Origin of the sequence: Streptomyces sp. NBC_00154 (assembly GCF_026342835.1) — a bacterium.
In the GTDB taxonomy this organism is placed as follows: Bacteria; Actinomycetota; Actinomycetes; order Streptomycetales; family Streptomycetaceae; genus Streptomyces.
Genome location: NZ_JAPEMI010000002.1, coordinates 367,677 through 392,651, shown reverse-complemented (window position 1 = coordinate 392,651; position 24,975 = coordinate 367,677). Strand labels below are relative to the sequence as shown.

Annotated in this window: 22 protein-coding genes and 5 pseudogenes; 10 read left to right on the top strand and 17 right to left on the bottom strand. The window is 68.6% G+C overall.

Annotated features, from left to right (window positions below; genetic code table 11):
* Nucleotides 1–31: 31 nt before the first annotated feature.
* Nucleotides 32–667, bottom strand: a complete 636-nt coding sequence (locus tag OHA03_RS38200) for a DUF1345 domain-containing protein (RefSeq protein ID WP_267008598.1) — start codon at nt 665–667, stop codon at nt 32–34.
* A 169-nt stretch (nt 668–836) separates the two neighbouring features.
* Nucleotides 837–1,010, bottom strand: a pseudogene (locus tag OHA03_RS38195) (hypothetical protein); the annotation flags it as partial.
* Nucleotides 1,011–1,016: 6 nt separating this feature from the next.
* On the opposite strand from OHA03_RS38195, the gene OHA03_RS38190 reads away from it, so the two are divergent.
* The gene (locus tag OHA03_RS38190; RefSeq protein WP_267008597.1) at nt 1,017–3,350 is read left to right on the top strand and encodes an FdhF/YdeP family oxidoreductase; all 2,334 of its coding nucleotides are present in this window, start codon (nt 1,017–1,019) and stop codon (nt 3,348–3,350) included.
* Between the two features lie 34 nt (nt 3,351–3,384).
* Here the strand turns inward: OHA03_RS38190 and OHA03_RS38185 are convergent, their stop codons facing one another.
* The 3 genes from OHA03_RS38185 to OHA03_RS38175 form a co-directional block, all read right to left on the bottom strand.
* Complete coding sequence (locus OHA03_RS38185; RefSeq protein WP_267008596.1) at nt 3,385–5,154, bottom strand: FUSC family protein; 1,770 nt, start codon at nt 5,152–5,154, stop codon at nt 3,385–3,387.
* A 238-nt stretch (nt 5,155–5,392) separates the two neighbouring features.
* A complete protein-coding gene (locus tag OHA03_RS38180; protein ID WP_323181358.1) occupies nt 5,393–6,484 on the bottom strand; it encodes a CU044_5270 family protein in 1,092 nt (363 codons plus the stop codon).
* A gap of 2 nt (nt 6,485–6,486) precedes the next feature.
* Nucleotides 6,487–7,110 (bottom strand): RNA polymerase sigma factor, encoded by a 624-nt coding sequence (locus tag OHA03_RS38175; RefSeq protein WP_267008594.1) that lies wholly within the window; start codon nt 7,108–7,110, stop codon nt 6,487–6,489.
* A gap of 306 nt (nt 7,111–7,416) precedes the next feature.
* On the opposite strand from OHA03_RS38175, the gene OHA03_RS38170 reads away from it, so the two are divergent.
* Entirely contained in the window at nt 7,417–8,124 is a 708-nt protein-coding gene (locus OHA03_RS38170; RefSeq protein ID WP_323181357.1) for an Imm21 family immunity protein, read from the top strand.
* Between the two features lie 8 nt (nt 8,125–8,132).
* On the opposite strand, the gene OHA03_RS38165 is transcribed toward OHA03_RS38170, so the two are convergent.
* Complete coding sequence (locus OHA03_RS38165; RefSeq protein ID WP_267008593.1) at nt 8,133–9,122, bottom strand: D-cysteine desulfhydrase family protein; 990 nt, start codon at nt 9,120–9,122, stop codon at nt 8,133–8,135.
* A 416-nt stretch (nt 9,123–9,538) separates the two neighbouring features.
* Here OHA03_RS38165 and OHA03_RS38160 point away from each other — a divergent pair, with 416 nt between their 5' ends.
* Nucleotides 9,539–9,976 carry a helix-turn-helix domain-containing protein gene (locus OHA03_RS38160; RefSeq protein ID WP_267008592.1) on the top strand — a complete coding sequence of 146 codons (438 nt, stop codon included), beginning with the start codon at nt 9,539–9,541 and terminating at the stop codon, nt 9,974–9,976.
* A gap of 284 nt (nt 9,977–10,260) precedes the next feature.
* On the opposite strand, the gene OHA03_RS38155 is transcribed toward OHA03_RS38160, so the two are convergent.
* Together OHA03_RS38155 and OHA03_RS38150 are read right to left on the bottom strand one after the other, a co-directional pair.
* Nucleotides 10,261–10,608: a thioredoxin family protein gene (locus tag OHA03_RS38155; protein ID WP_267008591.1), complete on the bottom strand. Its 348-nt coding sequence runs from the start codon at nt 10,606–10,608 to the stop codon at nt 10,261–10,263.
* Nucleotides 10,609–10,699: 91 nt separating this feature from the next.
* Nucleotides 10,700–11,308, bottom strand: coding sequence for a DJ-1/PfpI family protein (locus OHA03_RS38150; RefSeq protein WP_267008590.1), 609 nt, complete (start codon nt 11,306–11,308; stop codon nt 10,700–10,702).
* A 172-nt stretch (nt 11,309–11,480) separates the two neighbouring features.
* Here OHA03_RS38150 and OHA03_RS48105 point away from each other — a divergent pair.
* Nucleotides 11,481–11,609: pseudogene (locus OHA03_RS48105) on the top strand (winged helix-turn-helix transcriptional regulator); the annotation flags it as partial.
* Between the two features lie 323 nt (nt 11,610–11,932).
* On the opposite strand, the gene OHA03_RS38145 reads toward OHA03_RS48105, so the two are convergent.
* The gene (locus tag OHA03_RS38145) at nt 11,933–13,102 is read right to left on the bottom strand and encodes a thiolase family protein (RefSeq protein WP_267008589.1); all 1,170 of its coding nucleotides are present in this window, start codon (nt 13,100–13,102) and stop codon (nt 11,933–11,935) included.
* 224 nt (nt 13,103–13,326) lie between these two features.
* A complete protein-coding gene (locus OHA03_RS38140; RefSeq protein WP_267008588.1) occupies nt 13,327–13,629 on the bottom strand; it encodes a hypothetical protein in 303 nt (100 codons plus the stop codon).
* A gap of 176 nt (nt 13,630–13,805) precedes the next feature.
* On the opposite strand from OHA03_RS38140, the gene OHA03_RS38135 reads away from it, so the two are divergent.
* Entirely contained in the window at nt 13,806–14,279 is a 474-nt protein-coding gene (locus OHA03_RS38135) for a helix-turn-helix domain-containing protein (RefSeq protein ID WP_267009616.1), read from the top strand.
* 45 nt (nt 14,280–14,324) lie between these two features.
* Here the strand turns inward: OHA03_RS38135 and OHA03_RS38130 are convergent, their stop codons facing one another.
* From OHA03_RS38130 to abc-f, 3 genes are all read right to left on the bottom strand, one after another.
* Nucleotides 14,325–14,609, bottom strand: coding sequence for a hypothetical protein (locus OHA03_RS38130; protein WP_267008587.1), 285 nt, complete (start codon nt 14,607–14,609; stop codon nt 14,325–14,327).
* A gap of 214 nt (nt 14,610–14,823) precedes the next feature.
* Nucleotides 14,824–16,440, bottom strand: a complete 1,617-nt coding sequence (locus OHA03_RS38125) for an ABC-F family ATP-binding cassette domain-containing protein (RefSeq protein WP_267008586.1) — start codon at nt 16,438–16,440, stop codon at nt 14,824–14,826.
* A 182-nt stretch (nt 16,441–16,622) separates the two neighbouring features.
* Nucleotides 16,623–18,287, bottom strand: coding sequence for a ribosomal protection-like ABC-F family protein (gene abc-f / locus OHA03_RS38120; protein WP_267008585.1), 1,665 nt, complete (start codon nt 18,285–18,287; stop codon nt 16,623–16,625).
* Between the two features lie 520 nt (nt 18,288–18,807).
* Between abc-f and OHA03_RS38115 the strand changes: the two are divergent.
* A pseudogene (locus OHA03_RS38115) lies at nt 18,808–19,620 on the top strand (alpha/beta fold hydrolase); the annotation flags it as partial.
* Between the two features lie 247 nt (nt 19,621–19,867).
* Nucleotides 19,868–20,287 carry a CoA-binding protein gene (locus OHA03_RS38110; protein WP_267008584.1) on the top strand — a complete coding sequence of 140 codons (420 nt, stop codon included), beginning with the start codon at nt 19,868–19,870 and terminating at the stop codon, nt 20,285–20,287.
* Between the two features lie 452 nt (nt 20,288–20,739).
* Here the strand turns inward: OHA03_RS38110 and OHA03_RS38105 are convergent.
* Both OHA03_RS38105 and OHA03_RS38100 read right to left on the bottom strand, forming a co-directional pair.
* A pseudogene (locus tag OHA03_RS38105) lies at nt 20,740–21,090 on the bottom strand (response regulator); the annotation flags it as partial.
* 68 nt (nt 21,091–21,158) lie between these two features.
* Complete coding sequence (locus tag OHA03_RS38100) at nt 21,159–21,812, bottom strand: VanZ family protein (protein ID WP_267008583.1); 654 nt, start codon at nt 21,810–21,812, stop codon at nt 21,159–21,161.
* A gap of 78 nt (nt 21,813–21,890) precedes the next feature.
* On the opposite strand from OHA03_RS38100, the gene OHA03_RS38095 reads away from it, so the two are divergent.
* A complete protein-coding gene (locus OHA03_RS38095; protein WP_267008582.1) occupies nt 21,891–22,106 on the top strand; it encodes a hypothetical protein in 216 nt (71 codons plus the stop codon).
* 136 nt (nt 22,107–22,242) lie between these two features.
* On the top strand, nt 22,243–22,740 hold the full coding sequence (locus OHA03_RS38090) for a signal peptidase II (RefSeq protein WP_267009615.1): 498 nt from the start codon (nt 22,243–22,245) through the stop codon (nt 22,738–22,740).
* A 157-nt stretch (nt 22,741–22,897) separates the two neighbouring features.
* Here the strand turns inward: OHA03_RS38090 and OHA03_RS38085 are convergent.
* Nucleotides 22,898–23,083 (bottom strand): annotated as a pseudogene (locus OHA03_RS38085) (hypothetical protein); the annotation flags it as partial.
* A 352-nt stretch (nt 23,084–23,435) separates the two neighbouring features.
* On the opposite strand from OHA03_RS38085, the gene OHA03_RS38080 reads away from it, so the two are divergent.
* The gene (locus tag OHA03_RS38080; protein ID WP_267008581.1) at nt 23,436–24,527 is read left to right on the top strand and encodes a PP2C family protein-serine/threonine phosphatase; all 1,092 of its coding nucleotides are present in this window, start codon (nt 23,436–23,438) and stop codon (nt 24,525–24,527) included.
* A gap of 181 nt (nt 24,528–24,708) precedes the next feature.
* Here the strand turns inward: OHA03_RS38080 and OHA03_RS38075 are convergent, their stop codons facing one another.
* Nucleotides 24,709–24,882 (bottom strand): hypothetical protein, encoded by a 174-nt coding sequence (locus tag OHA03_RS38075; protein WP_267008580.1) that lies wholly within the window; start codon nt 24,880–24,882, stop codon nt 24,709–24,711.
* Nucleotides 24,883–24,975: the final 93 nt, after the last annotated feature.

The following is a 24,975-nucleotide window of genomic DNA, read 5'->3' as shown; positions in this document are numbered from 1 at the left end:
GTCGCCCACACCGTACGGGACCGTCCTCGCATCAGCCCGTGACGATTCCGGCGACGAGGTTGATGGTGGTGGCCAGGATGCTGGCGCCGAAGACGTAGGACAGCAAGCAGTGCCGGAGGGCGACCGCGCGAATCGTGGAACTGGAGACGTCGGTGTCGGAGACCTGATAGGTCATTCCGAGGTTGTAACTGAAATAGAGGAAGTCGCTGTAGTGCGGCGGGTCGTCGGAATTGAAGTCGATCCCGCCTTCGGGAGTCAGGTAATAAAGGTACGCGTATCGGGTGGCGTACATCAGGTGGAGTGCCGCCCAGGCCATGAACACGCCACAGAGTGCCATCGCGGCCGCGGCGTGGCTCAGTTCCGACTTGCCGACCAGGAGCAGCATCACGATGCCGACCAGTCCGCACAGGGCGGACGCGACGACGACGAGTTCCTCGGTGACGGGCCGGAACTCCTCGCTCCGGAGGTTGCGATGGGTGGTGACGGCGTCCATGGGCCACAGGACGATCCACCCTGCGACGACGAAGCTCGTCTCCGCCGCGGCGATACCGGCGAGAATTCCCAGCGGTGTGTTGGTCAGTACACCGACGACCGAGCCGATCACCGCTCCGACGACCGCCGAACCGGCGAGTCGAGGAACGGCGGAAAGCGCCAAGCAGCGGTTCATGGGCCTCAACAATGACTACCTCGGCAGCTCGGTGAAGGGTTTCAGCCTTCGAGTACGACCACGGCCTCGTCCGTATACGTCAGCGTCCCGGGGAAGTACAACTCGATGCGCTCGCGTCGTGCCCCGTGCAACCGATTGCCACGTCCTGGCCGAGGGGCAGCTCGAGGTCGCCACCACGGGTGGACAGGACGATGCCACCATTGAGGGTCGGCGTCCAGATCGGGGAGCCGTCCAGCACCGGCCCTGATGAGCCGCGATCAGGTAACCACCGTCGGAGGCACGTCGAGTGGCGTGCGTTGATCAGCGGACATAACCTGCCCGAAAGTGCCGTTTTGTCACCCATGCCCAAATGGTGGAAGGGCCGAGAGCCTTGAGTGCCAATAGTGATGAGCAGGAACGCCTGGAGCCCAAGGTGGGGCCCGCTCCCGAGGGGAATCCGGAGTTTCGCCCCTACCACCACCCCGCTGCCGGCTGGGGCGCAGCCAAGAGCGTGAGCCGTTTCCTGGTACGCGAGGGCGCGCTGGTGGACGGCCCACGGGCGATCATGCGGATGAACCATGAGAACACCGGGTTCGACTGCCCCGGATGCGCGTGGCCGGACGACACCAAGGGGCTGCACCTGGACATCTGCGAGAACGGAATCAAGCACGTCACCTGGGAGATGACCCGCAAGCGGGTCGGACGCGAGTTCTTCGCCGCCCACTCGGTGACCGAGCTGTCCGGGTGGAGCGACTACGACCTCGAGAACCAGGGACGGTTGACCGAACCGATGGTCTACGACCTCGATTCGGACCACTACGTCCCGATCACCTGGAAGGAGGCGTTCGAGGTGGTCGGCCGTGCTCTGCGCGAGCTGGACAACCCGAATCAGGCATCGTTCTACACCTCCGGCCGACTCGGCAACGAGGCCACCTTCCTCTACCAGCTGATGGCCCGTGAACTGGGCACGAACAACCTGCCGGACTGCTCCAACATGTGTCACGAGGCCAGCGGTCGCGCCCTCTATGCGTCCCTGGGCACCGGCAAGGGGACCGTCGACCTCCAGGACTGGGAGACCGCCGACGCGCTGTTCATCCTGGGAGTCAACGCCGCATCCAACGCGCCCCGAATGCTCACGGCCCTCGCCGAGGCCTACCACCGCGGCGCCCAGATCGTGCACATCAATCCGCTCGTCGAGGCGGCAGCCACAAGCACCATCGTCCCGCACGACTTCACGGACATGGCCCTCTTCAAGACGACCCGCACCAGCACGCTGAACCTGCAGCCCCGCATCGGCGGCGACATGGCCCTGCTGCGCGGCATGGCCAAGGCGATCCTGGAGCAGTCCGAATCCGACCCCAAGGCTCTGGACCGGGAGTTCATCGACCGCCACACCGCCGGCTTCGAGGAATACCGCGCGCTGTGCGAGGCCACCTCGTGGGAGGAGATCGAGAACCAGTCCGGGCTGAGCCGCGCCGACGTCCTCAAGGCGGCGCACGTGTACGGCGAGGCCGACCGAAGCATCGTCAGCTGGTGCCTGGGCATCAGCCAGCACGAGCACGGCGTCGACACCGTCCGGGAGATCGTCAATCTGCTTCTGCTCCGCGGCAATCTGGGACGGGAAGGCGCGGGCCCCTCCCCCGTACGAGGACACAGCAACGTCCAGGGCAACCGCACCTGCGGCATCGACCACCGCCCCGACGACGAGTTCCTGGACCGCCTCGCCGAGGTCTGCGACATCGAGCCGCCCCGTGAGCACGGTCTGGACACCGTCCACACGGTCAAGGCGATGCAGAGCGGCGATGTGAAGGTGTTCGTCGGCATGGGCGGCAACTTCGCCCTCGCGGCGCCCGACACCCCGTACACATACGCGGCGCTGCGCAACTGCGACCTCACCGTCCAGGTGAGCACCAAGCTGAACCGCAGCCATGTTGTCCACGGCCGCCATGCCCTCATCCTGCCGTGCCTCGGCCGTACCGAGAAGGACCATCAGCGCAAGGGCATCCAGAGCACGTCCGTCGAGGACTCGATGAGCATGGTCCACCTCTCGATCGGGATGAAGCGCCCCGCCTCCTCGCACCTGCTGTCCGAGCCGGCCATCATCGCCGGCATGGCTCGTGCCGCCCTGCCCGACAGCACCACGCCCTGGGACTGGTACATCGAGGACTACGACCGTATCCGGGACACCATGTCTCAAGTCCTCGACGGCTTCGAGGACTTCAACCGCCGCGTGCGCCTGCCCCTCGGCTTCCGCATCAAGCAGCCCGCCCGTGAACTGGTCTTCCTCACCCCGTCCGGACGCGCCGAGTTCTCCACCGCCGTCCTGCCTGACGTCGTCCCCGCCCCCGGCACCCTGGCCCTGGGCACCATGCGGTCCCACGACCAGTGGAACACCACCATCTACTCCGACAACGACCGCTACCGCGGCATCAAGAACCTGCGCACGCTCGTCTTCATGAACCGAGGCGACATGCGCGAGCGCGGTATCGCCGACCTCGGCCGGGTCGACATCACGAGCACCGCGAAGGACGGCAGTCAGCGGTCCCTCAGCGGCTACCTCGCCATCCCCTACAACATCCCCCGCGGCTGCGCGGCCGGCTACATGCCCGAGATGAACGTGCTGTGCGCGCTCAGCGACTACAGCACCCAGAGTGACCAGCCGATCATGAAGCACGTCAAGGTCACCATCGGCCCCGCCGCCTGAGCGGGGAGCGCGCAGGTCGGAGCTCCGCGTGGCATCACCGCCACCGGACGAGGCGCTCCAGAAGGAGGTAGGCACGCTGCTCCGCGGCGGCGAATTCGGTGGGATCGATCTCTGCCGGCCAGAGCTCGCCCGCCGCGACGTCGTCGGCCTCACGCAACTCGACCACGGCTGCTGCCAGGTGCGTCTGGACGATCGGGAACGACCGCTCCAAGCGGTCGTCCAACGTATGCTCCGCACGCTCGGACGCCTCCCTGCATGCGGCCAACGCGCGCTCTGCCCGGACCGCGGCATGGTCATGGACCACCAAGAGCGCACAGCCCAGCCCGATGACGATCCCGAGGAAGCTGCTCAGCGCCCGGTCCTGGACGAGGGCTCCGGCAGGTGAGGGAGAGGCCAGGTCGCTCAGCAGTAGCGCCAGCGGCGTGAGGAAGACGACGCCGAGGCCGTAGTTGCGGGCCACGACGTACTCCAGCATGAACTCCAGAAGAACGATCACGAGGACGAGCACCACGGGATCGGGGCGCGCCGCCAGCACGCCGAGAGCGAGCATCAGTCCGGCAACTGTGCCCAAGGTGCGCTGGACGGCACGCTGTGCCGCCGTACGGACGTTGATCGAGTGCAGCACCGCGGCAGCGGAGATCGCCGCCCAGTAGCCGTGGCCGAGGCCCAGAAGAAGGGCCGTCCCTCCCGCCAGCCCGGTGCCGAGGACCATCCGCAGGGCGGGAATGAGCAGGACCGAGGCGTGACCCGGGGCGCCGTGGCGCTGCCCCGTCACCAGTACCGCAGCGCGCAGTTCGGCAGCGCGCGGGGTGGTGGGATCGGCCGGAACCGGCTCGGGGACCACACCGGCCTGGGCGACCACGGACGGGCGCAACAGCTCGGGCAGCAATTGCGGAACACGGTGGCGACGGCTGACGAGCAGGCGAACCTGGCCGCGCAGGTGCTGCGCCAGGCCGGTCGGGTCATCGGGTGGCCGTCGGGCGGAACCGATCAACAGCGACCAGGAGAGGTCGGTCAGACGCACGCACGTTCCGCCCCGGCCGCCCCACTCGGCGGCTGTCGGAGGCATAACGCCAAGTGTCTGATAGGCCTGCAGAACAGCAGCTGTCGCCCGGTGCCGGACGAGCCCGCTTCCGTCCCCTGCGCCGGTCGCCTCCAACAGCTCCGCGAGCTCGCGCAGCGCCGCGGCCACGGCGAGACGCTGCGGACGATCCGGGTGCACGAACCAGCCCGACACGGCCAGCACCCAGGCCACGGTCGCGCCCAATGCGGCCAGGGCGGTCTGGGGAAGGATGTCGGCGGGGGCCGGCGAACCGTTGGCCGCCACGGCAAAGGAGAAGAGCAGCAACACCGCGCCCAGCCCGCTCAGACGTGCCGCGTCACAGGCGAGCTTCGCCGCGCCGGCCACCACGGCCATGGCCGCGACCACCACTGCGGCGCCCACTCCCCCGTCCCTGGGATGGGCCCACGCGGCGAGAGCCGAACCGCAGCCCACACACGCCGTCATGGCTGCCGCGACCAGGGCGAGGACACGGGCACGACGCGCGTAGGGCAGGTTGCGGCCGAACGTGGTGGTGAAGGAGCCCAGCATGGCGTAGACAGCCTGGTCGGCCCGCCCGGCCAGTGCCATCGGCAGCGCCGGCAACGCCATGGCCAGCGCGGCACGCAGAGCAAAGGACAGGGCGCCGTCCACGCTCTGCAGGGCGAGCGCGCCACGCGGGGAGAGCGCGCGCCCCACACGGGCTGCCGAAGGCCGCCGGCCGCTCCCGATCACACCAGGAAGCGGAAGACGGAAACGGGGCATATGCGGTATATATATCACCTGCTTCTGCCGCCGGGCGGGTCATTGATCACCGAACCCACCGGTGCGCCGGGGTTCCGCCCCGGTGGCACGTCGGTGCTCAGCATGCACCGACCCACTCCTCGTCACCGTCCGAGAAGATCTGGCGCGGTCCCGGGCGGGGCCGGCCCGCGATCGGTCGGCGCCGCAGGTGTGCCTGCCTCGAGCTGTGAGGCAGACACACCCCTCGTCGGGCGCGGTGCTACGCGGCGGAGGAGGGAACCTGCTTCATCTCGTCGACGGCCTGTCGCGCGGTGATGGCCGAGGTGTAGAGGATGGTGCCGGGCTTGATCTTGCCGGATTCGCCGCCGTGGGGACGGACCTGGATGGTGCGCTCGCCCAGGTAGGTGTAGCTCTTGGCGTCGAAGATCCATTCGGTGCGGGCGCCGGAGGTTTCGTCGAGCCGTGCAACGGCCACGCCGTGGCGGCCGGCTGCGTCCACGGCGTCCTTGACCAGGACCACGCCGGGGATCTTGGTCGCGGTCTTGAACAGGGCGACATTGAGGTCGGCGGGGGGCATGGATTCGTTGAGGAGGTCCCCGATAGTCGTGAAGGCCTGCTGGTCGGGACTGTTGCCCTGCCCCTTGGTCTCCTTGTAGATCTTCGCCAGGAGCGTGTCGGGGTCGGTGGTCAGGGTGGCGAGATAGTCGTAGGACGGGCCGCCCAGCCGTGCGGGTTCGATCTCGCCCTTCTCGTTGATGTGGTCGACGGTCCCGCCGCCGGGCGGGAAGACGGCCGGGTCGATGAGCCAGCCCTTCGCACCGTCGGTCGAGCGCCAGATCTGCCGGCGGTGGATCCCGTCGCTGACCACGGTGGTCTTGTCGTCGACCGTCTTCTCGTAGGTGGTGCCGACCTGGCTCTCGATGTAGATGTACTGCCCCGCACGCACCGTGGGCGCCGGCTTCTTCGCCGCGGCCAGCGAGATCTGGTTGAGCAGCTGTGGGACACCCTGGGCGGTTCCCGCACCGACCTGTGCAGTGAGCGCCGGCCCCGCGACGAGGGAACTGTTGCTACTGCTGGAGCCGGTGAGGGTGAGGACACCGGCAGCGATCACCGCCAGCGAGCAGGCGGCGGCCGGGATGACGATCAGGGGCCGCATGAACCCGCGTCGTCGCGCGGGCGCCGTGGGAGCGGGTGCGGTGGCCGGGGCGGCCGACTGGGTGTCCTGGTCGATGAAGTTCATCAGTTCTTCCCTGTGGAAGGCGTGGCGGCCCGCGGGAAAGTCGGCTTCGTCGAGGGAGACCAGACGCGCGGTCTCCTGCCATTCATCAGGCGTAAGACGGGACTGGCACATGTTCACCGGGTTCCTTCCTGGACGGGCCGGGCCGCGATGTTGCGGTCTCCTCTTACCTGTCGATCCACAGGCCGGGGTTCCCGGAAATCTGCCTGCATTTCCGTATCCGCGAGTTTGCGCAGCTTGGTCCGGGCCCGTGAGAGACGGGAGCGGACCGTTCCCACAGGGACACCCAGGACCTGGGCAGTGGTGGCGTAGTCCAGCCCCTGCCACAGGCACAGGCTGAGCACTTCGCGCTCGGCGCGCCGCAACCCGGCCAGAGCGGTGGCGGTGGCGGCGAGGCGCCGGCGGTCGTCGATCCGGCCGGCGACCTCGTCGGCGTGATCGGCCACAGCGGTCTCGGCTCGGGCGGCGGCGAGAGCGGCCGCCTTGAAGCGACGGTTGCTGCGCGACTGGGCACGGACCAGGTTGGTGGCGATGCCCAGGAGCCAGGGGCGCAGGGTGCCGCCGTCGGCGTCGACCCGCTGATGGCCCCGCCACGCCTCCATAAACGTCGCGGACACCACGTCCTCGGCCGCTGCCCAGTCCGCAGTCAGCCGAAAGGCGTGGTTGTAGAGGATTCGCGCGTACTCGTCGAAGAGTTCCGCGAAGGCCTGCGGATCCCCTGCGCGAATACGGGCTCGCATAGTTGTCGTCACATCAGTCAGCTGTCGATTTCGAGCACGGGGTTCCCGAGACGTGAGTCACAATCGCGCGACCAGGTGACTGGCAAGCCAATGTGCTGAACCGGGTCGGTGTCGAGCTTACCTACCCTCTACCTCACCGGTTGGCCGCTGATCAGCGAAAACGCGCGGCTCATATATCGGCGATGTCCCGTCTCAGGCGTTCTGCACCGATGCCGTCGAAGCCGGGCCAGTCCGTGGCTCGATGGCACCGAAACTGCTCCACGCACCCCGATTCGCACGGTCAGAGGCTGAAGGCACACTGCCACCATGACCATCTCCTCACCTCACCTGCCAGGTCCGGCCAGTCGCCCACTCGCCTGGGTCAGGTCGGTGGGCGGCCCGCTGGTGGTCGTACCCGTTTCTGCACTGGCCCGGTGGGGCGGCTGCACGGCCGGCGGGATGGTCAACAGTGACGCGGGCACCCCTGACGACTACGACCGTGCCTGCGCGGTCGAGGATCTGGCGGGTGTGATTGTGATGGGCGAGGACTGCGCGCAGGCACTGGTCCTGGCAGATGAGCCGGCTCGAAGTTGCTATCTCCCGGAGCACCGGGCCTTCCTCCGATGGCTGGCCGCCGACTCCGAGTCCGACCTGTCGGGCGCAGCCGAGGCCGTCCTCGTCGATCCCGCCACGGAATGGGAGGAGTGCGGCACCTGGAGGACGGACGGTCAGGCGGTACTCATGGACTCCGCCGATGCCGGAGCCGACCTGGGTGTCGAGTACCCCAACGAGGGCGGGCTGCCGGAACAGGCCCCCGTTCCGGTACCGGCCGGCTTCTGGAAGGTCCGCGCCGCCCACATCTCCGGAGACGAAGACACCTGGGTCGGACTGGTCCGACTTCTTCCGGCACCTGCCGAGAACCCCGGTGGCGGGAACGCGGCGAAGCGGAGCGCTGGCTCATCGCGGCTGACGGGCGAGTCGGGGAAGCGGTTCGGGAACGAGACGATCCGGGTCACCCCGGACGGCGACGAGTGACCTGTCGTCTATGGACTCGAGAAGGTCAGTGCCTCCTCCAGTTTCGCGAGCGTCGCGGCGTGACCGAAGAGTCCCGGCATACCGCCCGAGTGCAGGAAGATCGTGCGTTGGCCGGGCACCACGTCTCCTTCCTCGATCGCCGCGATCAGGCCGGCCATCGCACGTCCCGTGTAGATCGGGTCGAGCACGATGCCTTCGGTGCGGGCGGTCAGGGTCAGGGCGGCCATGGCCGCTTCGGTCAATGTGCTGTAGCCGTCGCCGACCTGATCGAGCCGCAGGCTCAGCGTCTCCGGCGCGCAGTGTGTGCCGGTCAGGCCGGAGGCGAGTTCGGACACGGTCCGGGCAGGATCGGTTACGGCACCGCAATGGACGCCGAGCACGCGTGCGGACCCGAGCGGATCGAGGAGGCCGGCCATGGTTCCACCGGAGCCGACCGCGACGACAACGGTCGCCAGGTCAGGGGCCTGGGCAAGGAGTTCACGCCCGCACTCGGCGTAACCGCGAGCACCCAGGACGCTGGAACCACCGAAGGGGATCAGCGCCGGGACGACGCCCCGCTGCCGCAGCTGCTCTGCCACATGCTCGGCAGTGGAGTCGAGCGCCGCGTCGTCGACATCACCGGCCCACACGACCGTGGCGCCGAATAGACCGTCGAGTGCGAGGTTGCCGGACGTCGACGATCCCGGTTCGCCGGCGAGCACGAGGACGACGTCGAGCCCCAGCCGGGCGCCGGCAGCGGCGGTCAGACGCGCGTGGTTGCTCTGTGGCGCACCGGTGGTTACGAGAGCCGTGGCGCCGTCGGCGAGCGCTGCACCGCAGGTCCACTCGAGTTTGCGCACCTTGTTGCCGCCGCCGCCCAGGCCGGTGAGGTCGTCACGTTTGATCCACAGATCGTCCGCGCCGAGGCCGATTGCCCGGGCGAGGCGTGGCATGGGCTCGAGCGGGGTTGGCCAGGTCCCGAACACTGCTCGGTGCGAGGTAGGGCTGTCCGAGGTCATCGCCACCGCTTTCCGTCTGAGCTGCCGTGCGGGTGTCCGCGGATCATGCTCCCACGGCGGAAACCGCGCCGAGGTCGGACGTGTTCGACATCGCGGAACGTGGCTACAGCTCACGCACGCAGTGATCACGGCAGCGCGGCCACCAGGCCATATGTGAGACGACCGCACATGTGCGCCGAGTCGCCGGAGTCGAGAGCGAGCGGCCGCAGGGCGAACGAGCCTCCGTCGAATGTTCAGAACCCAGAGCGAGGGAGCCGACGATCCGGCGGATCTTCGAGGATCGGCCCCGGGCGTCCGGTGCAGCGGCGTGCGACGTGGGCGATCCGCCGGACGGGCTTGCACCCGCGCCGGGTGGCGTAGCCCCTGTCACACCGCGACGGCGCCGCACCGCCTGGCGGCCGTGCGATGCTGGTCCGGTGACGCTACCGGACCTGGTTCGGCTCCGCCGGACCCGCGACATGATGGACCGCGACTACGCGGAGCCGCTCGATGTCCCCGCGCTGGCACGCGCAGCCCACATGTCGCCCGGCCACTTCTCCCGCAGCTTCCGCGCCGCGTTCGGGGAGACGCCGTACAGCTACCTGATGACCCGCAGGATCGAGCGGGCCAAGGCCCTGCTGCGGCGCGGCGACCTGTCGGTGACGGAGGTCTGCTTCGCGGTCGGGTGCACGTCGCTGGGGTCGTTCAGCTCGCGGTTCACCGAGCTGGTGGGCGAGAGCCCGAGCGCGTACCGGGCGCGCCGGCACGAGCAGGGCGCGGCCGTCCCGGCCTGCATCGCCAAGATCTTCACGCGACCGATGAGGAACGCAGAACCGATCGGGGACGGAGAAGCGAGGCACACGGCCCGCCCGTAACGTGATGCCGATGACCGCTGCGCCATCACGGGCTTGAATGAATGGGGTGCAGTCGGGACGCCGGCCTGCGGTGATGTCGATCGACAGAGGGCGGCACGATCTCACGCCATGACACACTCGTCCTCTCCCGACGCAAGACGACGTTGATCACTTGCCGTGATCACGCCACCGGCGCCGCAACGCCCGTCACTCAACGGCAGAGCCGGTTCCAGCCGGTCCCACGTCCAGCTGTTCGCGAGGTCGAAGCCGACGGGCCGGTCAGTGGACTCGGGCGAGATGCTTGATCACGATGGGGCGACGGAGTTCCCGGTTGCCTTACCGATGGCCGCGATCACGTCCGCACGCCTGGGCTGCCCGGACGCCCTGCCGACAACGCGGCCGGTCGGGTCGAGAACCAACACGGTCGGCGTGCGCAGAATCTCCAGCCGTCTCACCAGCTCCAGTCGGGCCTCCGCGTCGATCTCCACATGCGTCGCTCCCGGCACCGCCCCGGCAACCTCGGCCAGCATTCGCCGCGTCGCCCGGCATGGCCGGCAGACAGCGGTGGGGAACTGAAGCAGCGTCACCCGCTCCCCCAGCTCGGCTCCGATCTCCGCCGCCGACATGCGCAACACACCATCCGAGCTCGGCATCACGCCGGAGGCGTACCAGAACGATCCAACGCAGCCTCAATGCGCTCGGGAAGGACTGCAGGCGATCCTGAAAAATGCTGATCGCGAGGCGTCAGCGCAGTGCAACCTCGCCCGCGTGGACGGCGCCCATGGCGCGCTCGACGGTCTCCTGATTTTCGCCGACCGGAGCCACGTAATCGATGACGTCGCGCGCGGCGTCATCTCCGAGGAGTCGGGCGATGACCCACGTGGCGAGGTACTGGGACGCCAGGCAACCGCCCGCCGTGGCGATGTTTCCCTCGGCGTGGAACGGCTCGTCCAGCACGGTGACGTCGCAGGCTTCGACAAAGGGCCGGCTCTTCCTGTCCGTGCAAGCCGGCATGCCATCGAGCAACCCGAGCCGGGCGAGCACCAGCGCACCGGAGCACTGCGCACCGATCAACTGTCGCGAAGGGTCGAGCAGCAGCCTGGAGATCAGCCGGTCGTCGGCGACCACGTCTCGCGCCTTCACCCCGCTACCGATCAGCACAACCTCGGCTTCGGTCACGAACTCCATCGGGCGCTGCCCGGTCACCTCGACGCCGTTCATCGACGTGACCACTGGTGTCGGCGTCGTAATGAAGGCTTCCAAGCCGTCCTTACGGCACCGGTTGATCAGCGCGGAAGCGATGAAACTGTCGAGCTCGTTGAACCCGTCGAAGGTAACCACAGCTACCTGCATCACAACTCCTTCAAACACGGCATCGCAGCAGTCTCCCCCGGTGCGCCGTTCCGGCGCGAGAGCCAATCAGCGGCTGGTGGCATGTCTACCGCCGCTCTCCCAGAGCCGCTGCTACACCACGTAGAGCAAGGAATCCGGCGAGACGCTCGGCGAGACGCTCGTCCTCACCGCACGACTGCAAGAACTCGTAGCAGTAGGCATCTTCGAGATCCACGAGTCGGAACTCGGGAACTCGCACGAGTACGTCCTCACCGAGAAGGGACGGTACTTTCACACCGTCCTCGCAGCAATGCGCCAGTGAGGCCAGAGGCACCTGTTCGACGACGACGAGCCCATCAACCGCGTCATCGACGCCCGCACGGGAAAGCGGCCCCAACCGATCACGCTCACCGCCGAGGACGGCAGGGACTGTCCCCCGAGGACATCCTCGTGGTCCAGTCGCGTGCGGCCGATCCCGTCGACACACCTCGCCGTCGCGCGGCACGACCTGGCCGCCCTCGCCAACGCTCAGGAGCGGAGAACTGACAGAGTCCGCCCGGCACGGCCATGTCGGTGCGGCCGACCTGGCGGACTCGAGATCACCTCGTCGGTCACCGGACGGGCAGCCCGCACTCGGACGTCCCGTCAGACGGCCTCCACCACCATCGCGTTGGCGAGCCCGCCTGCCTCGCACATCGTCTGCAGGGCGTAACGGGCGCCGCGCTCGCGCATGGCGTGGACCAGGGTGGTCGTCAGGCGGGTGCCGCTCGCGCCGAGGGGGTGGCCGATGGCGATCGCGCCGCCGTGCACGTTGACCTTGGCGAGGTCGGCGCCGGTCTCCTGCTGCCAGGCCAGGACCACGCTGGAGAAGGCCTCGTTGACCTCGAACAGGTCGATGTCGTCGAGCCTCAGGTTCGCCCTGCGCAGCACCTTCTCGGTCGCCGGGATGACGCCGGTGAGCATCAGCAGCGGGTCGGAGCCGGTGACGGCGAAGCTGTGCAGGCGGGCGAGGGGGCGCAGGCCGAGGCGGGCCGCGGTCTCGCTGGAGGTGATCAGGACAGCCGAGGCGCCGTCGTTGATGGGGCTGGCGTTGCCCGCGGTGACGTTCCACTCGATCTGCGGGAAGCGCTCGCCGAAGCCGGGCTCGTAGTAGGCGGGCTTGAGGCCGGCCAGGATCTCCGGGGTGCTGCCGGGCCGTACGCACTCGTCGCGGGTGACGCCCGCCAGGGGCGCGGTCTCGGCGTCGAACAGGCCGGCGTCCCAGGCGGCGGCCGCCTTGTGGTGCGAGGAGACGGCGAAGGCGTCCATCCGCTCGCGCGTGATGGACCACTTGGCGGCGATGAGTTCGGCGCTGATGCCCTGCGGGACGAGGCCCTCGGGGTAGCGCTCGGCGACTCCGGGGCCGAAGGGGTCCTTGCCGGCGGGCACGTTCGACCACATCGGTACCCGGCTCATCGACTCGACGCCACAGGCGACGACGAGGTCGTACGCACCCGAGATGACGCCCTGCGCGGCGAAGTGCACCGCCTGCTGGGAGGAGCCGCACTGGCGGTCCACGGTGGTCGCCGGGACCGTCTCGGGGAAGCCCGCCGACAGTACGGCGTACCGAGTGGTGTTCATGGCCTGCTCGCCGACCTGGTCGACGGTGCCGCCGATGACGTCGTCGATGAGGGCGGGATCGACGCCGGAGCGCTCGACGAGGGTGCGCAAGGTGTGGGCGAGGAGCTCCACGGGGTGGACGTGCGCGAGGGCGCCGTTGGGCCTGCCCTTGCCTATCGGCGTGCGTACGGCTTCGACGATGACTGCGTCACGCATGGTGCGGGCCTCCTTGGCCGCCAGGGCGACGGGCGGGCCGCCCGGCGCGATTACCAATGAGTAGGAAAATCAAACTCACTATAACTCGAAGACTTGGAAAATCAAACCACCCTGGACCGGGCGTCATGCCGACGCATCCTCCTGACTACCCGACCTCCTGACGCTCGTCGCATCCGAACGCCGGCACGGCCCCAACTGCCGCCGAACGAAGGGAAAGTCGTCGGTCAGGACGCGTCCATCAGAGCCCGCACATCCGCCCTGGACTGCTTCGACGCGGCGCACGTCGTTCGGCCCGAGCGTCCGCCACGGCCGAGGTGCACACCGATCACCGACGTCGGCAGGCCCAGTACGGCGGCTACGCACCAGACGATCCGGAAGTCGGGAGGTGAGGCGGCACCTACATGGGAGCCGGCCACCACGACCAGGACGGCGACGCCGACCGTGACCGAGATCTGGCGGACGAAGTTGACCAGCGCCGACCCGGTCGCCGCACGGTGCCCCGGCAGGGCATACACACCGGCGGCCACCAGAGCGCCCAGGGTCAGACCGACAGATCCAAGTTGGTCATGAAGACGGCCACCAGGACGACTGCGGCGGCCGTTCGAGAGTGCTTTGAAAATAGAAGCGGCGTAATCATGACGCAAGCCAAGAACGGAGTGATTTGGAAACCAAACCCTGCCGGGGCGATACTGGGGCCGTGACCATGCGCATCGATCCCCAGGACATGACCGGACGCCCATGCTCGCTCACCGCCGCCCTGCAGATCATCGGCGACCGATGGGCTCTGCCGGCGATCCGCGAGGTCATGCTCGGCAACCACCGGTTCCGCCAGATCGCCAGGAACACCGGCGCCCCCACGGACCGCCTGGCGGCGCGCCTGAAGGCACTGGTGGAGAGCGGCATCCTCGAACGGCGCCCGCTGCCGGACGACGCGCGGTACAGCGGCTACTACCTGACGGAAGCAGGGGGCGATCTCGGAGGCATCACCCGCGAGCTCATCGGCTGGGGCGACCGCTGGGTCGTCACCACGCCGCCCAGCCGGATCCGTCACCGGGACCACGAACTCGTCACCCACACGGTCTGCGAGACCTGCGGCGAGCAGGTCCACGCCGAGGACATCCACCGGGAGGAGCTGACCCCCGGCTGGGACCGGTCCGGCCCGGTGCAAACCCCGTAGACCGTGCGGTGGTCGTCCGGAAGAGTCCGTCCAGCCCAAAGTGGTTCAGGGGCCGCTCGACGCCGAAGAGCACGAGGAACGGAACCTCCGGCTCGCGGACGGACCGGCGGTCGATGCCGGCCCCGCGGCGAACGCCTCGACCGCCTGAAGATTGGGCGCCTCGATCTCCCCGTGATCGCTGACCGTGTCCTCGGTGCCGGTGTAGTGGCCGTGCTTGTCGCGGACGGCTGAGTCGTACTTGGTGACGCGGTAGACGCGGGGCAGCACGTCGCCCATCTTCCAGCACGGGTCTGACGCTGCGCCGAGGAAATGCCCTTGGAGCTGAGACACACGCTCAGGAACGTGCCCTCAGACAAATGCCGAACTTGCTGTGCAGCGCACGCTCTATGACAAGTGCCGCGAGACCCTCCAGGTGCTGTGGGATCTCATCTTCGCGGCACAATCTCACGATCTTGGCATCGAACGGGGCACGAACCGAGACGCTGCAGGTCAGCGGTGTCCTGTCGCATTGAATGTGTCGGATTCTCACTCGCTTTCGTTCGCCTCACCACGCACGGAGCCGGAACTCACGGCCCGGCCAGCGGGAGCGCAGCCACCGGTCGTGGCTGGCGACCACCACGGCACCAGGACTGGTGCCAAGGGCCTCCTGCAGTTCGTCGCAGAGCAGAGGCGAGAGGTGGTTGGTGGGCTCGTCGAGCAGCAGGAGCTCGGGCGGGTGCGCCAGCAGCAGCGCCAGGGCGAGCCGGCGGCGCTGGCCGACCGACACCTCCCCGACTCTCTGCTCCAGGGTGTGCGTGTTGAACAGGCTGAGCGAGTCAAGCGGTACGGACTCGGCGCGCTCGGCGCCGAGCGCCAGCTCATACGTCTCTCGGACGGTACGGTCCGGCCGGCCGAACGCAGTGTCCTGGGTCAGCAGGCCGACCGTGAGCCCGCTGCGTTGCTGAACCTCGCCGCCCGCGTCAAGTCGTCCGGCCAACACACCGAGCAGGGTCGACTTGCCCGCCCCGTTCGGCCCGGTGACCAGCAGCCGGTCGGCGGACAGCACGTCGAGGCGGTCGATGGAGAGACGGTCGGTTACGTGGATGTCCCGTAGCGACACAAGGATGCCGTCATCGGAAGCGGCCGCAAGGGAGGTGCCGTGGAACCGCAGTGGCTCGGGTGGCCGGCTGACGTGGTTGCGCTCCAGGTCGTCGAGTCTGCGGGCGGCGCTGCGGACCCGTCGTGCAATCTGGTTCTGCACCCGGCCGGTCGTGTGGCCGTAGCCCATCTTCTCGTTGTCGCTTCTGGTCCGTCCCGGTGCGACCCGCTGCGCGGTCGTGGCGGCGGCGCTGCGTAGTTCGGCGAGTTCCTCCTCTTCCTGAGCAAAGCGCTGCTGCCAGCGTTCCCGCTGGGCGCGTTTGAGCCCCTGGTAGGCGGTGTAGTTGCCGCCGTACCGGGTGGGTCCCTCGGCGGACGGGTCGAGGTCGATCAGGTCGGTGCAGACGGCGTCGAGGAACGCCCGGTCGTGGCTCGCCAGCAGCACGGTCCCCGGCAGGCCGCGCAACTGCTCCTCCAGGAAGGCCGCTGCGCCGTCGTCCAGATGGTTGGTGGGCTCGTCGAGCAAGAGCGCGGCGGGCCGCCGCGTCAGCAACGCGGCGAGCGCGAGCCGGCTGCGCTGTCCGCCGGAAAGGGCCTCGAGGGTCCGGTCGTACGGGATGGAGCCCAGGCCGAGTCCGGCGAGGACGATCGCAGCGCGCCGGTCGGCGTCCCAAACCCCACTTTCCTGCGCCCGGTCGAGCCGCACGCCGTACTCGACCAGCAGGGCGGCGTAGCCGGGTGAGTCCTGCGGTGTCCCGGCGAGCGCGGCGGTGATCCCGTCGAGTCCGGAGAGTTCCTCACGGACTTCCCGCAGGGCGTGATCGAGCACATCGGAGATGGTCGAGGTGGCGTCGAACGGCATCTCCTGCGGTAGAAAGCCGAGGTCGGCCGGGCTGACGACGGTGCCGGCGTCGGGTGTGTCCTCGCCGGCGAGCAGCCGCAGCAGGGTGGACTTTCCGGCGCCGTTCTCGCCGATCAATCCGATCCGGTGGCCGGGTGCCGCGGTGAGGGAGAAGCCGTCGAGAACCCGGCGGGTGCCGAGCGTGCGGACGAGATCGTGGGCGAGCAGAGCAGCTTGAGGCATACGAGCACCAAACGGGGTGGGTGGTCGCGCCCGGGGTCGGAGCCGCGGACGCGAGTGGCGAAGCCCGGGCGGACGCGGCCCGCCCGAGCGCAAGGGGCGAGGTCGGTCCACCCGGGTGAGGGACGGGTTCGGCCTGGCGCGAGGGACGGGGATTGCCCGCCCGGTTGAGGGGCGGGTCCGCCCTACCGGCCTGAACCGTCCTGGTGTCCGGAAGCCATCTCCGGCGCCGCCGTCTGCAGCAGCCGCCCGTCGGCGAGCCGCAGCCAGCGGCCCACCTTGATCTCCGTGAGGAACCGCGCGTCATGGCTGACCACCACGAAGGCGCCCTGGAAGGCGTTGAGCGCGCTCTCCAGTTGCCCGACGCTGACGAGGTCGAGGTTGTTGGTCGGCTCGTCCAACAGCAGGAGCTGCGGGGCCGGTTCGGCGTACAGGATGCAGGCCAGGCTGGCCCGCAGCCGCTCGCCGCCGGACAGCACCCCGACCGGGAGGTGCACACGAGGGCCCCGGAACAGGAAGCGGGCGAGCAGATTCATCCGGTCCGCCTCCGGCATGGCCGGCGCGAACGAGGCCAGGTTCTCGGCCACCGTGCGGTCCAGAGCCAGCAGGTCCAGGCGCTGCGACAGGTAGGCCACACGGCCGTCGGCGCGCTTGATCGAGCCGCTGTCCGGTTCCAGATCGCCGTTGATCATGCGCAGCAGGGTGGACTTGCCGACACCGTTGGGACCGGTCAGTGCGATTCGCTCGGGGCCTCGGATCGTCAGGTCCGTGCCCGCGTCGGCGAACAGTGCCTTCTCGCCGTAGTGGAACTGCAACTGCTCGCCCAGGAAGACGGTGCGCCCGGCCGGAAGGTTGGTGTCCGGGAGCTCCAGGGTGATCTTCTGCTCGTCCCGCAGCGCGCGGCCGGCGTCGTCGAGCCGGTCCTTGGCATCGCTGACCCGCGACGAATGGGTCTGATGTGACTTGCCCGCCGCTTCCTGGGCGCCGCGTTTCATGTTCCCGGCGAAGATCTTCGGCAGACCGGCGTTCTTGAGGTTGCGGGCCGCGTTGCCGGCCCGGCGCTCGGCCCGCTCGCGGGCCTGCTGCAGTTCCCGCTTCTCCCGCTTGAGGTCCTGCTCGGCGCTGCGAATGTTCTTCTCGGCGACCTCCCGGGCGGCGCTCACGGCTTCCACGTACGCGGTGAAGTTCCCCCCGTAGAAACGCACTTGGCCTCGGTCGAGTTCCGCGATGCGGTCCATGCGGTCGAGCAGTGCGCGGTCGTGACTGACCAGCAGCAGGCAGCCGCGCCACTCCTCCAGCGCGTCATACAGCTTGTGCCGTGCGTCGATGTCAAGGTTGTTGGTCGGTTCGTCGAGGAGCAGGACGTCGGGCCGCTTCAGCAACTGCGCCGCGAGGCCCAGCGAGATGACCTGGCCACCGCTGAGGCTATGCAGGTGCCGGGTGAGCGCGATCTGCCCCAGCCCGAGTCGGTCCAGCTGAGCATGAGTGCGCTCCTCGATGTCCCAGTCGTCACCGATGGTGCTGAAGTGTTCTTCGCTCGTGTCCCCGGACTCAATCGCGTCCAGAGCCTTGATCTTCTGAGCGACGCCCAGGACCTCTGACACGGTCAGGTCGCCGACCAGCGGCAGGCTCTGGGGGAGGTAGCCGAGCACCCCTTCGGTGGACACGCTTCCCCGGCTGGGCTTGTACTCGCCGGCGATCAGCTTGAGCAGGGTGCTCTTCCCGGCGCCGTTCGGTGCGACCAGGCCGGTGCGGCCGCCGCCGACGGTGAACGAAAGATCCTGGAAGACCTGCTGGTCATCGGGCCAGGAAAAGGAAAGGTTCGAGCAGACGACAAAGGCGTCGGACATGTGAAGACCTCGTGTGACAGGGGAACGCCCATGGCGTCACCCACAAGAGAAGGTGGTTATGAAACGACGAAATAGCCACGGCGGCGCCTCGGCGCTCCTGTCCATGGCTGAACACTTCCGGTATCACCCGGAGATGTCGTCGTCACCCACCATGTGTCTCTCCCTGTCTGCTACCACTTCTGGTCAATCGATCGTAACAGCAGGCACCGGCCCCACGCCCTCCGTTTTCCGGTCGCGGTAACCGTTGCCGCACGGAGGGTGCCCGAGGCGTGCACTCTCTGATACGAGACTGCACCAGCGGTCCCGGCCAGGTACTCGGGGCCGCGCGTCGACGCCACCGCCGCGGGTCAGACTTGCCGAATCGGCAAACGGACTCGCTTCTTTGACAGTGTCTTGCGCATGATCGGTGCAGAACCGACGGGACAGCAGATGGGGCCGGTCCTGGCGCACAGCAACCGGTCCTGGAGGCGGCGTATGGCACAGCACAGTTCGGAGATCACGCACCGGACGATTTCTTCGCCGAGAGGTCGCCATCGACGTACGCGGCTACGGCCGCTCCTCCAAGCCGGCTGCGACACATGCGTACCGGATGCTCGATCTCGTGGAGGACAACGCCGCGGTGGTGCGCGCCCTGGGCGAGGAGTCGGCAGTGGTCGTCGGCCACGACTGGGGCGCCACCATCGCCGCGCACTCCGCCCTGCTCAGGCCGGAGGTCTTCCGCGCGGTGGGATTGCTGAGCGTTCCCTACACCCCGCGTGGTGGCCCCCGCCCGACCAGCATCTTCGCCCAGATGGGCGGGGACGAGGAGTTCTACGTCTCGTACTTGCAGGAGCCCGGCCGGGCCGAAGCCGAGATCGAACCCGATGTACGCGGCTGGCTCGCCGGCTTCTACGCGGCACTGTCCGCCGACACCATGCCCGCGACCGGCGCTCCGGACCCGCACTTCGTCAGCAGGGGTGGAACATTGCGCGACCGGTTTCCCGGCGGTCGGCTGCCCGGCTGGCTCGGTGAGCGGGATCTCGACTTCTATGCCGCTGAGTTCGAGCGCACCGGTCTGACCGGCGCGCTCAACCGGTACCGGAACATGGACCGCGACTGGGAGGATCTCACCGCCTTCGACGGCGCCCCCATCACCCAGCCCTCGGTGTTCATCGGCGGCGCTCTGGACGCCTCCACGACCTGGCTGGCCGACGCGATCCACGCCTACCCGGTCACGCTTCCAGGTCTGGTCTCCTCCCACATCCTCGACGGCTGCGGCCACTGGATCCAGCAAGAACGCCCCGCCGAGGTCAACCAGATCCTCACCGACTGGCTGGCCACGCTGCCTTCCTGAAGCACTCGCGCAGGACCGTCCGATGCGGTTGAGACACCTGGACAGCGTCGGCCCCGGCCACAGCCCCGCTGATCTCCCCAGCTGCTCCTGTCAAACGATGGGCGCCCAAGATACCTATTGCATACAGTATCCAAACTGGCTAACGTCTACCCATGCGACTGACGAAGTCCACAGACCTGACGCTCCTCATGATCATGCGGTCGGCGGCAACTGGTGCGGAACTCACCACCGCACGGCGGTGCCGGGCATGACGCTCTATGGCGATGACGCGACAATCAGGCGGATTCTCACCGCTGCCGGAGACACCTGGGCCGTGGTGGGCCTGTCCGACAACCCCGAACGGGCCGCCTACCGCGTGGCCGAGAAGCTGCAGCGCATCGGCAAGCGAGTGGTGCCCGTGCACCCCAAGGCCGAGACGGTGCACGGCGAGCAGGGCTACGCTTCCCTTGCGGAGATCCCTTTCCCGGTGGATGTGGTGGACGTGTTCGTCAACTCCGCCCTCGCCGGAGGCGTCGCCGACCAGGCTGTGGCGATCGGCGCCAAAGCGATCTGGTTCCAGCTGGGCGTCATAGACGAGGCCGCCTACGAGAGGACTCGCGAGGCCGGCCTGCTGATGGTGATGGACCGCTCCCCGGGACGGGAGATACCCCGACTGGCGCTGGGCTGACGCTCCCCAGCCAGCCACTGCGCGATCGCACATCACTCACATTCCAGGAACCGGGAGTCAAGGCGGCGGTGACGACGTCATTCTCGTCGTCGTGCTGACGATGCGACGCGTCACGCATTTCAGGAGCGCGCGATGCGTCGCATTCTCTCGAAAACTTGCAGAGAACGTCTCTCCTGCAACACGCCGAGCCGGGCGTTGTCCTCCCCCTCGTCGACGACCTCGAGGTAGCCCGCCAGCACCTGGAGTGCAGAGCCCATCCGCCCTGTTCGGCGATGACGATCTGATCGTGGCCCTTCAGGCGGGAGGAGGTCGCCAGGCCCCGGCGGGGCCTGTGGCCGGTGAATCGGATCTCGATCCCGGCACGCTCGCCGTCGCGGGTGATGACGTCGCCGATGGACTCGGGCTGCAGTCCGACGTCGCCGAGTTGCGCGGTGGTGTTCGCAGGCTGGGTACGCGCGCCTGCCGTCGAGCGCCCTCAGCCGCAGGACGAGCTCTCGCAGCTCGAACGGTTTGGTGAGGTAGTCGTCGGCGCCGAGCTCGAACCCGGAAGCCTTGTCGTCGATCCGGTCGGCAGCGGTGAGCATGAGGATCGGGATACCGCTGCCCGAGGCGACGATGCGCCGGGCCACCTCGTCGCCGGAGGGGCCGGGGATGTCGCGGTCGAGGACCGCGAGGTCGTAGGAGTTGACGCTGAGCAGTTCCAGGGCGGAGTCGCCGTCGCCGGCGATGTCGGCGGCGATCGCCTCCAGCCGCAGACCGTCACGGACGGCTTCGGCCAGGTAGGGCTCGTCCTCCACGCGCATGTCCGAAGCCTAAGCAGCACAACATATCGCCGACGTATGCAAAGACGTGTGCACACCGGACACTCGACTCAGCCTGCCGATGCCAGCGCGGGGCGACGCTGGTCCGACAGCGCTTCCGCGGTAGTGCACCACCAGCGGCGCGACGCCAGCGCGGCCAGCACGGCGCCGGCGGCGTTGACCAGTACGTCGTCCACGGAGGACACCCGGTCCAGCCGCAGGACGTACTGTGCGGTTTCGACCAGGACCGAGCAGCCCGCCCCGAGCGCCAGGATCCGCGGCACGGACGCCGGCGCCGCGAACCGCATCGGGGCGAAGTACCCCAGCGCCGCGAAGATCAGCAGGTTGCCGACGATCCCGACCGGCCCCATCGTGAGCAGGTCCCGCAGCGGTACCAGGCTCACCCGGCCGGGGACGGTGCCGGCAGCGGCGCCCGGCATCATGGTCATCCATAGGAACGGCACCGTCCCGTGGACCATGCCCACCTCGGCCAGCGACATCCGCCACGCCGATGTGACGCCGGCGGCACGCCGACGGCGCGCCAGAACCCACACCACCGGCGCGGCCAACGGCAGCGCGACCAACGTGATGAGCACGACACCGTTGAACGTGTCGAAGCAGCCGTGCCACCGCCCGGCCATGCACATCGGAGCGGCCATCATGAGCGGCCCCCGCACGACGAACGCGGCGCTCGCCATGCCGAGGATCGCCAGGCCGAGGAGCACGATCCTGCGCGCGGCGGGGCGGTGCTGACAGGGATGCGTTGTGGTTCATGCCCCCATTGGAGACGGAGGGCCGTTGCGGTGGCGTATGCGATTTTCGATACGCCCGCGATACACGGAATCCGCGGCATCAAGGAACTGGCGCAAGCCAGCAGTGAGATGGTCCCGCCGCTGGTGATCGCGCCGGCCCAGCTACTGCAGGTGCTGGACGACTCGTCCGTGAACATCGCACTGCCGAGCATCCTGGACGAGCTCGCCGTCACGCCCGCACATCTGCCCTGGGCCGTGAACGCCTAAAAACTGTCACCTATGGGGCGGAAGTTATCCAGTGCGGGCGAGGTTGTGAAGTCGGATGACGTAGGCGGATCATGCCGCCCCGGCGCGTACGCTCGGTGAAGAACGGCCGGCGATCAGGAGGTGGGCGGTGCGGCGGATGTATCTGCTGTGGACGATTGCGGCGGCAGGATTCGCCGTGGACCAGATCACGAAGGCCATCGCCGCGGTTGTCGTTGAGGGCCATGAACCCAGGCACCCGCTGGGCGGTGCGGTGACCTTCACCGCTTTCCGCAACTCCGGAGCGGCCGGCTCCTTCGCGCCCCGCGCAACCCTGGTCTTCACCCTCCTGGCGATCGTCGTGCTCATCCTCATCGCCCGGGTCGCCCCCTCCATCCGGTCCACCGGCTGGGCGGTCGGTCTCGGACTGATCTTCGCGGGCGCCGGCGGCAACCTCGCCGACCGCATATTCCGCACACCCGGATTCGGTCGTGGTGCTGTGCTGGACTTCATCCAGTTCGGCGAGTCAGGGATCTTCAACCTCGCCGACCAGTGTGTGACCGCCGGTGCGGCGGTCGTCCTCATCCAAACCTTCCGCGGCGTTCCCATGCGCACCGTCGTTACGAGCGGCCTCGGGAGTCGTGCGCTAGAGCGGTGACGACGGAGCGCAGACCGCTGCCCCGGCCGACGCACCGGGAGCGGCCCCGTGGGGCAGCCGGTCTGGTGTCGGGGGTGCGGGGAGCTCACGGCACCGAGGTCGCGGAACGATGCGTGGGGGCTGCCTGACGGAAGGCTGGGAACCTCAAAGGTTGCGGGACGACGAGCTGACGGCCGGCCAGGTCGTCGAGACTGCCGGTGAAGAGCATCCGGGCAAGGGCGCCCTCGGCGCTTGCGCGGTCCGGTGTGCCTCGTTGGACGGCGCGTTCAAGAGAGAATGCCACTCGCTCGCGAGCGGCGCAGGCCGAAGCCGTCGTCGAGAACACCCAGGCCAAGACGGAGATCTTTAGCGCCCTCGACAAAGTCGTCGAGGACCCCGGAGAGTCGCGCCCTCTTCGGCGAGCCGCACCCGGAACGCCGCCTCAGCGACCTCGGGGTTTTTTTCCCGCGCAGGTCTAGGCAGAGCCCGCAGTCCACCGAGGGGCGGCGTCGGATCCTGCGGCACTTGAGACACCGGGCGGGCTGGGTCTCGCCGGCCGGGGGTGCGGCAGCACTCGTCGAGGTACGAGCCGTGGGCGCCGCGGCGGGCCCGGTTCGGCCGCAAAGCGCCTTTTACTGCCACTACTCGCCGGCTGGCGGGATGACGACGCGGCCCGGAACATTGGGAGGGGAGAGCCCTGGACAGAGGGGACACCCATGGTTGCCTGGTACGAGCGCCACAGGTGGGTGCAGCTGCCCCTCGGCGTGAAGTTTCTCCTTGGCCTCGGCTGCCTGATGATCTTGGTGTGCGTAGTTGTCGATCTGCTGTCCGGGCCGGACAGCACCCTTTCCCCGGTCCTGATTTCGGTGCCGGTGCTGGCTGCGGTTGGAGCCCGGAGGGTTTGGGCTCCGCTGGCTGCGGGTGTTCTCGCGATCGTCCTGGTGTTCGCACTCGCCCGGGCGAACCCAAGTGTGCCGACAGTGATCCACGTGAGCTCCGCGGGCTGCGTGGTGCTGGCCGCCGCCGTCACTTCGGGTGTTATCGCCCTTATGCGCAGAGAAGAGCAGGCGGCGGCCCGGCTGCACAACATTGCTGAGGCGGTTCAGAGGGCGCTGCTGCGCCCGCTCCCACCCCGGATCGGCCGTCTGCAGGTGGCGGTGCGCTATGCCGCCGCGGAGCCGGATGCTCGAATCGGCGGGGATCTGTACGACCTGCTGGAGACCAAGTTCGGCATCCGGGTGCTGTTGGGCGACGTCCGCGGCAAGGGATTCGAAGCAGTGGAGGTCGCCGCCGACGTCCTCGGCGTCTTCCGTGACGTGGCCCGAACGGAACCCGGCCTGGACAGCGTGGCCACACGACTCGACGGCGCGATTGCCCGGCGCGGCCGGAGCGAAGATTTCGCCACCGCGATTTTGGTCGCCACGGCACCGGAGGAAAACCACGCGGCCGTCATCGTCAACTGCGGCCATCCCCCACCGCTGCTGCGCCACCGCGAGGGGACCGTCACCGAGGTATCGCCCGAGGTGGCTGCGCCACCACTGGGGCTGTGCGAGCTGGCCGGTGACTGTTATCGCTCGCAGAAGGTCCCCTTCCAGCCCGGTGACCTGCTGCTGCTCTTCACCGACGGCACCTCCGAAGCCCGCAATCGGCAGGGCCACTTCTACCCGGTCGCCGAACGCCTCCGAGGCATCGGCGAGAACGATCCGGACGCCCTGCTCGACCGTGTGCTGGACGACCTGCGCTCATGGACCGGCGGCCGGATCCACGACGATGTGGCCTTGATGGCCCTGCGCTGCATGCGGTGGTGACGGCCCGCCGAGCCTTGGCTTCTCCAGACCCGGCGCCCCACTCGGGACACTTCGGCGGCCTGGGTGCTCGGGAGTGAACGAGCCTGGAAGTCCGTGACCGGGCCCCAGCTGCGATGAAACACGAGCAGCCGCCGCTGCACTTTGGTTCCGTGCAACGGCGGCTGTGTCGGCAAGGCTGTGACTACAGCTCCCGCTCGATCTGGTTCTCGCTGACCTTGTCCTCGCGCATGGTCGCCTCGTTCTGGACGGCGTAGCGGGCCTGCGCCCCGCTGCCCTCGGCGCTGCGGATCTCGCCCCGCTGGAGCTCGTCCTGCTGGTCCCGGTACTCCACGTGCTGTCCCTTGCGGTAAGGCATGGGGATCTCCAAGTCTCGTATGGGTCGGTGGGGGAGCTGGCCCGCCCGTTCGGCGGGGCGCTCCTGGCGCCGGCGACTATCGCCAGGCGCAGT

Bases quoted from the DNA above. Each gene is read 5' to 3' on its own strand.
- OHA03_RS38175 (WP_267008594.1), bottom strand. From the start codon at position 7,110: ATGCGAGCCCGTATTCGCGCAGGGGATCCGCAGGCCTTCGCGGAACTC.
- OHA03_RS38110 (WP_267008584.1), top strand. From the start codon at position 19,868: ATGACGCTCTATGGCGATGACGCGACAATCAGGCGGATTCTCACCGCT.
- OHA03_RS38090 (WP_267009615.1), top strand. From the start codon at position 22,243: ATGTATCTGCTGTGGACGATTGCGGCGGCAGGATTCGCCGTGGACCAG.
- OHA03_RS38185 (WP_267008596.1), bottom strand. From the start codon at position 5,154: ATGCCCCGTTTCCGTCTTCCGCTTCCTGGTGTGATCGGGAGCGGCCGG.
- OHA03_RS38200 (WP_267008598.1), bottom strand. From the start codon at position 667: ATGAACCGCTGCTTGGCGCTTTCCGCCGTTCCTCGACTCGCCGGTTCG.
- OHA03_RS38145 (WP_267008589.1), bottom strand. From the start codon at position 13,102: ATGCGTGACGCAGTCATCGTCGAAGCCGTACGCACGCCGATAGGCAAG.
- OHA03_RS38180 (WP_323181358.1), bottom strand. From the start codon at position 6,484: ATGTGCCAGTCCCGTCTTACGCCTGATGAATGGCAGGAGACCGCGCGT.
- OHA03_RS38155 (WP_267008591.1), bottom strand. From the start codon at position 10,608: ATGCCGAGCTCGGATGGTGTGTTGCGCATGTCGGCGGCGGAGATCGGA.
- OHA03_RS38165 (WP_267008593.1), bottom strand. From the start codon at position 9,122: ATGACCTCGGACAGCCCTACCTCGCACCGAGCAGTGTTCGGGACCTGG.
- OHA03_RS38170 (WP_323181357.1), top strand. From the start codon at position 7,417: ATGACCATCTCCTCACCTCACCTGCCAGGTCCGGCCAGTCGCCCACTC.
- OHA03_RS38135 (WP_267009616.1), top strand. From the start codon at position 13,806: ATGCGCATCGATCCCCAGGACATGACCGGACGCCCATGCTCGCTCACC.
- OHA03_RS38150 (WP_267008590.1), bottom strand. From the start codon at position 11,308: ATGCAGGTAGCTGTGGTTACCTTCGACGGGTTCAACGAGCTCGACAGT.
- OHA03_RS38125 (WP_267008586.1), bottom strand. From the start codon at position 16,440: ATGCCTCAAGCTGCTCTGCTCGCCCACGATCTCGTCCGCACGCTCGGC.
- abc-f (WP_267008585.1), bottom strand. From the start codon at position 18,287: ATGTCCGACGCCTTTGTCGTCTGCTCGAACCTTTCCTTTTCCTGGCCC.
- OHA03_RS38075 (WP_267008580.1), bottom strand. From the start codon at position 24,882: ATGCCTTACCGCAAGGGACAGCACGTGGAGTACCGGGACCAGCAGGAC.
- OHA03_RS38190 (WP_267008597.1), top strand. From the start codon at position 1,017: ATGGTGGAAGGGCCGAGAGCCTTGAGTGCCAATAGTGATGAGCAGGAA.
- OHA03_RS38080 (WP_267008581.1), top strand. From the start codon at position 23,436: ATGGTTGCCTGGTACGAGCGCCACAGGTGGGTGCAGCTGCCCCTCGGC.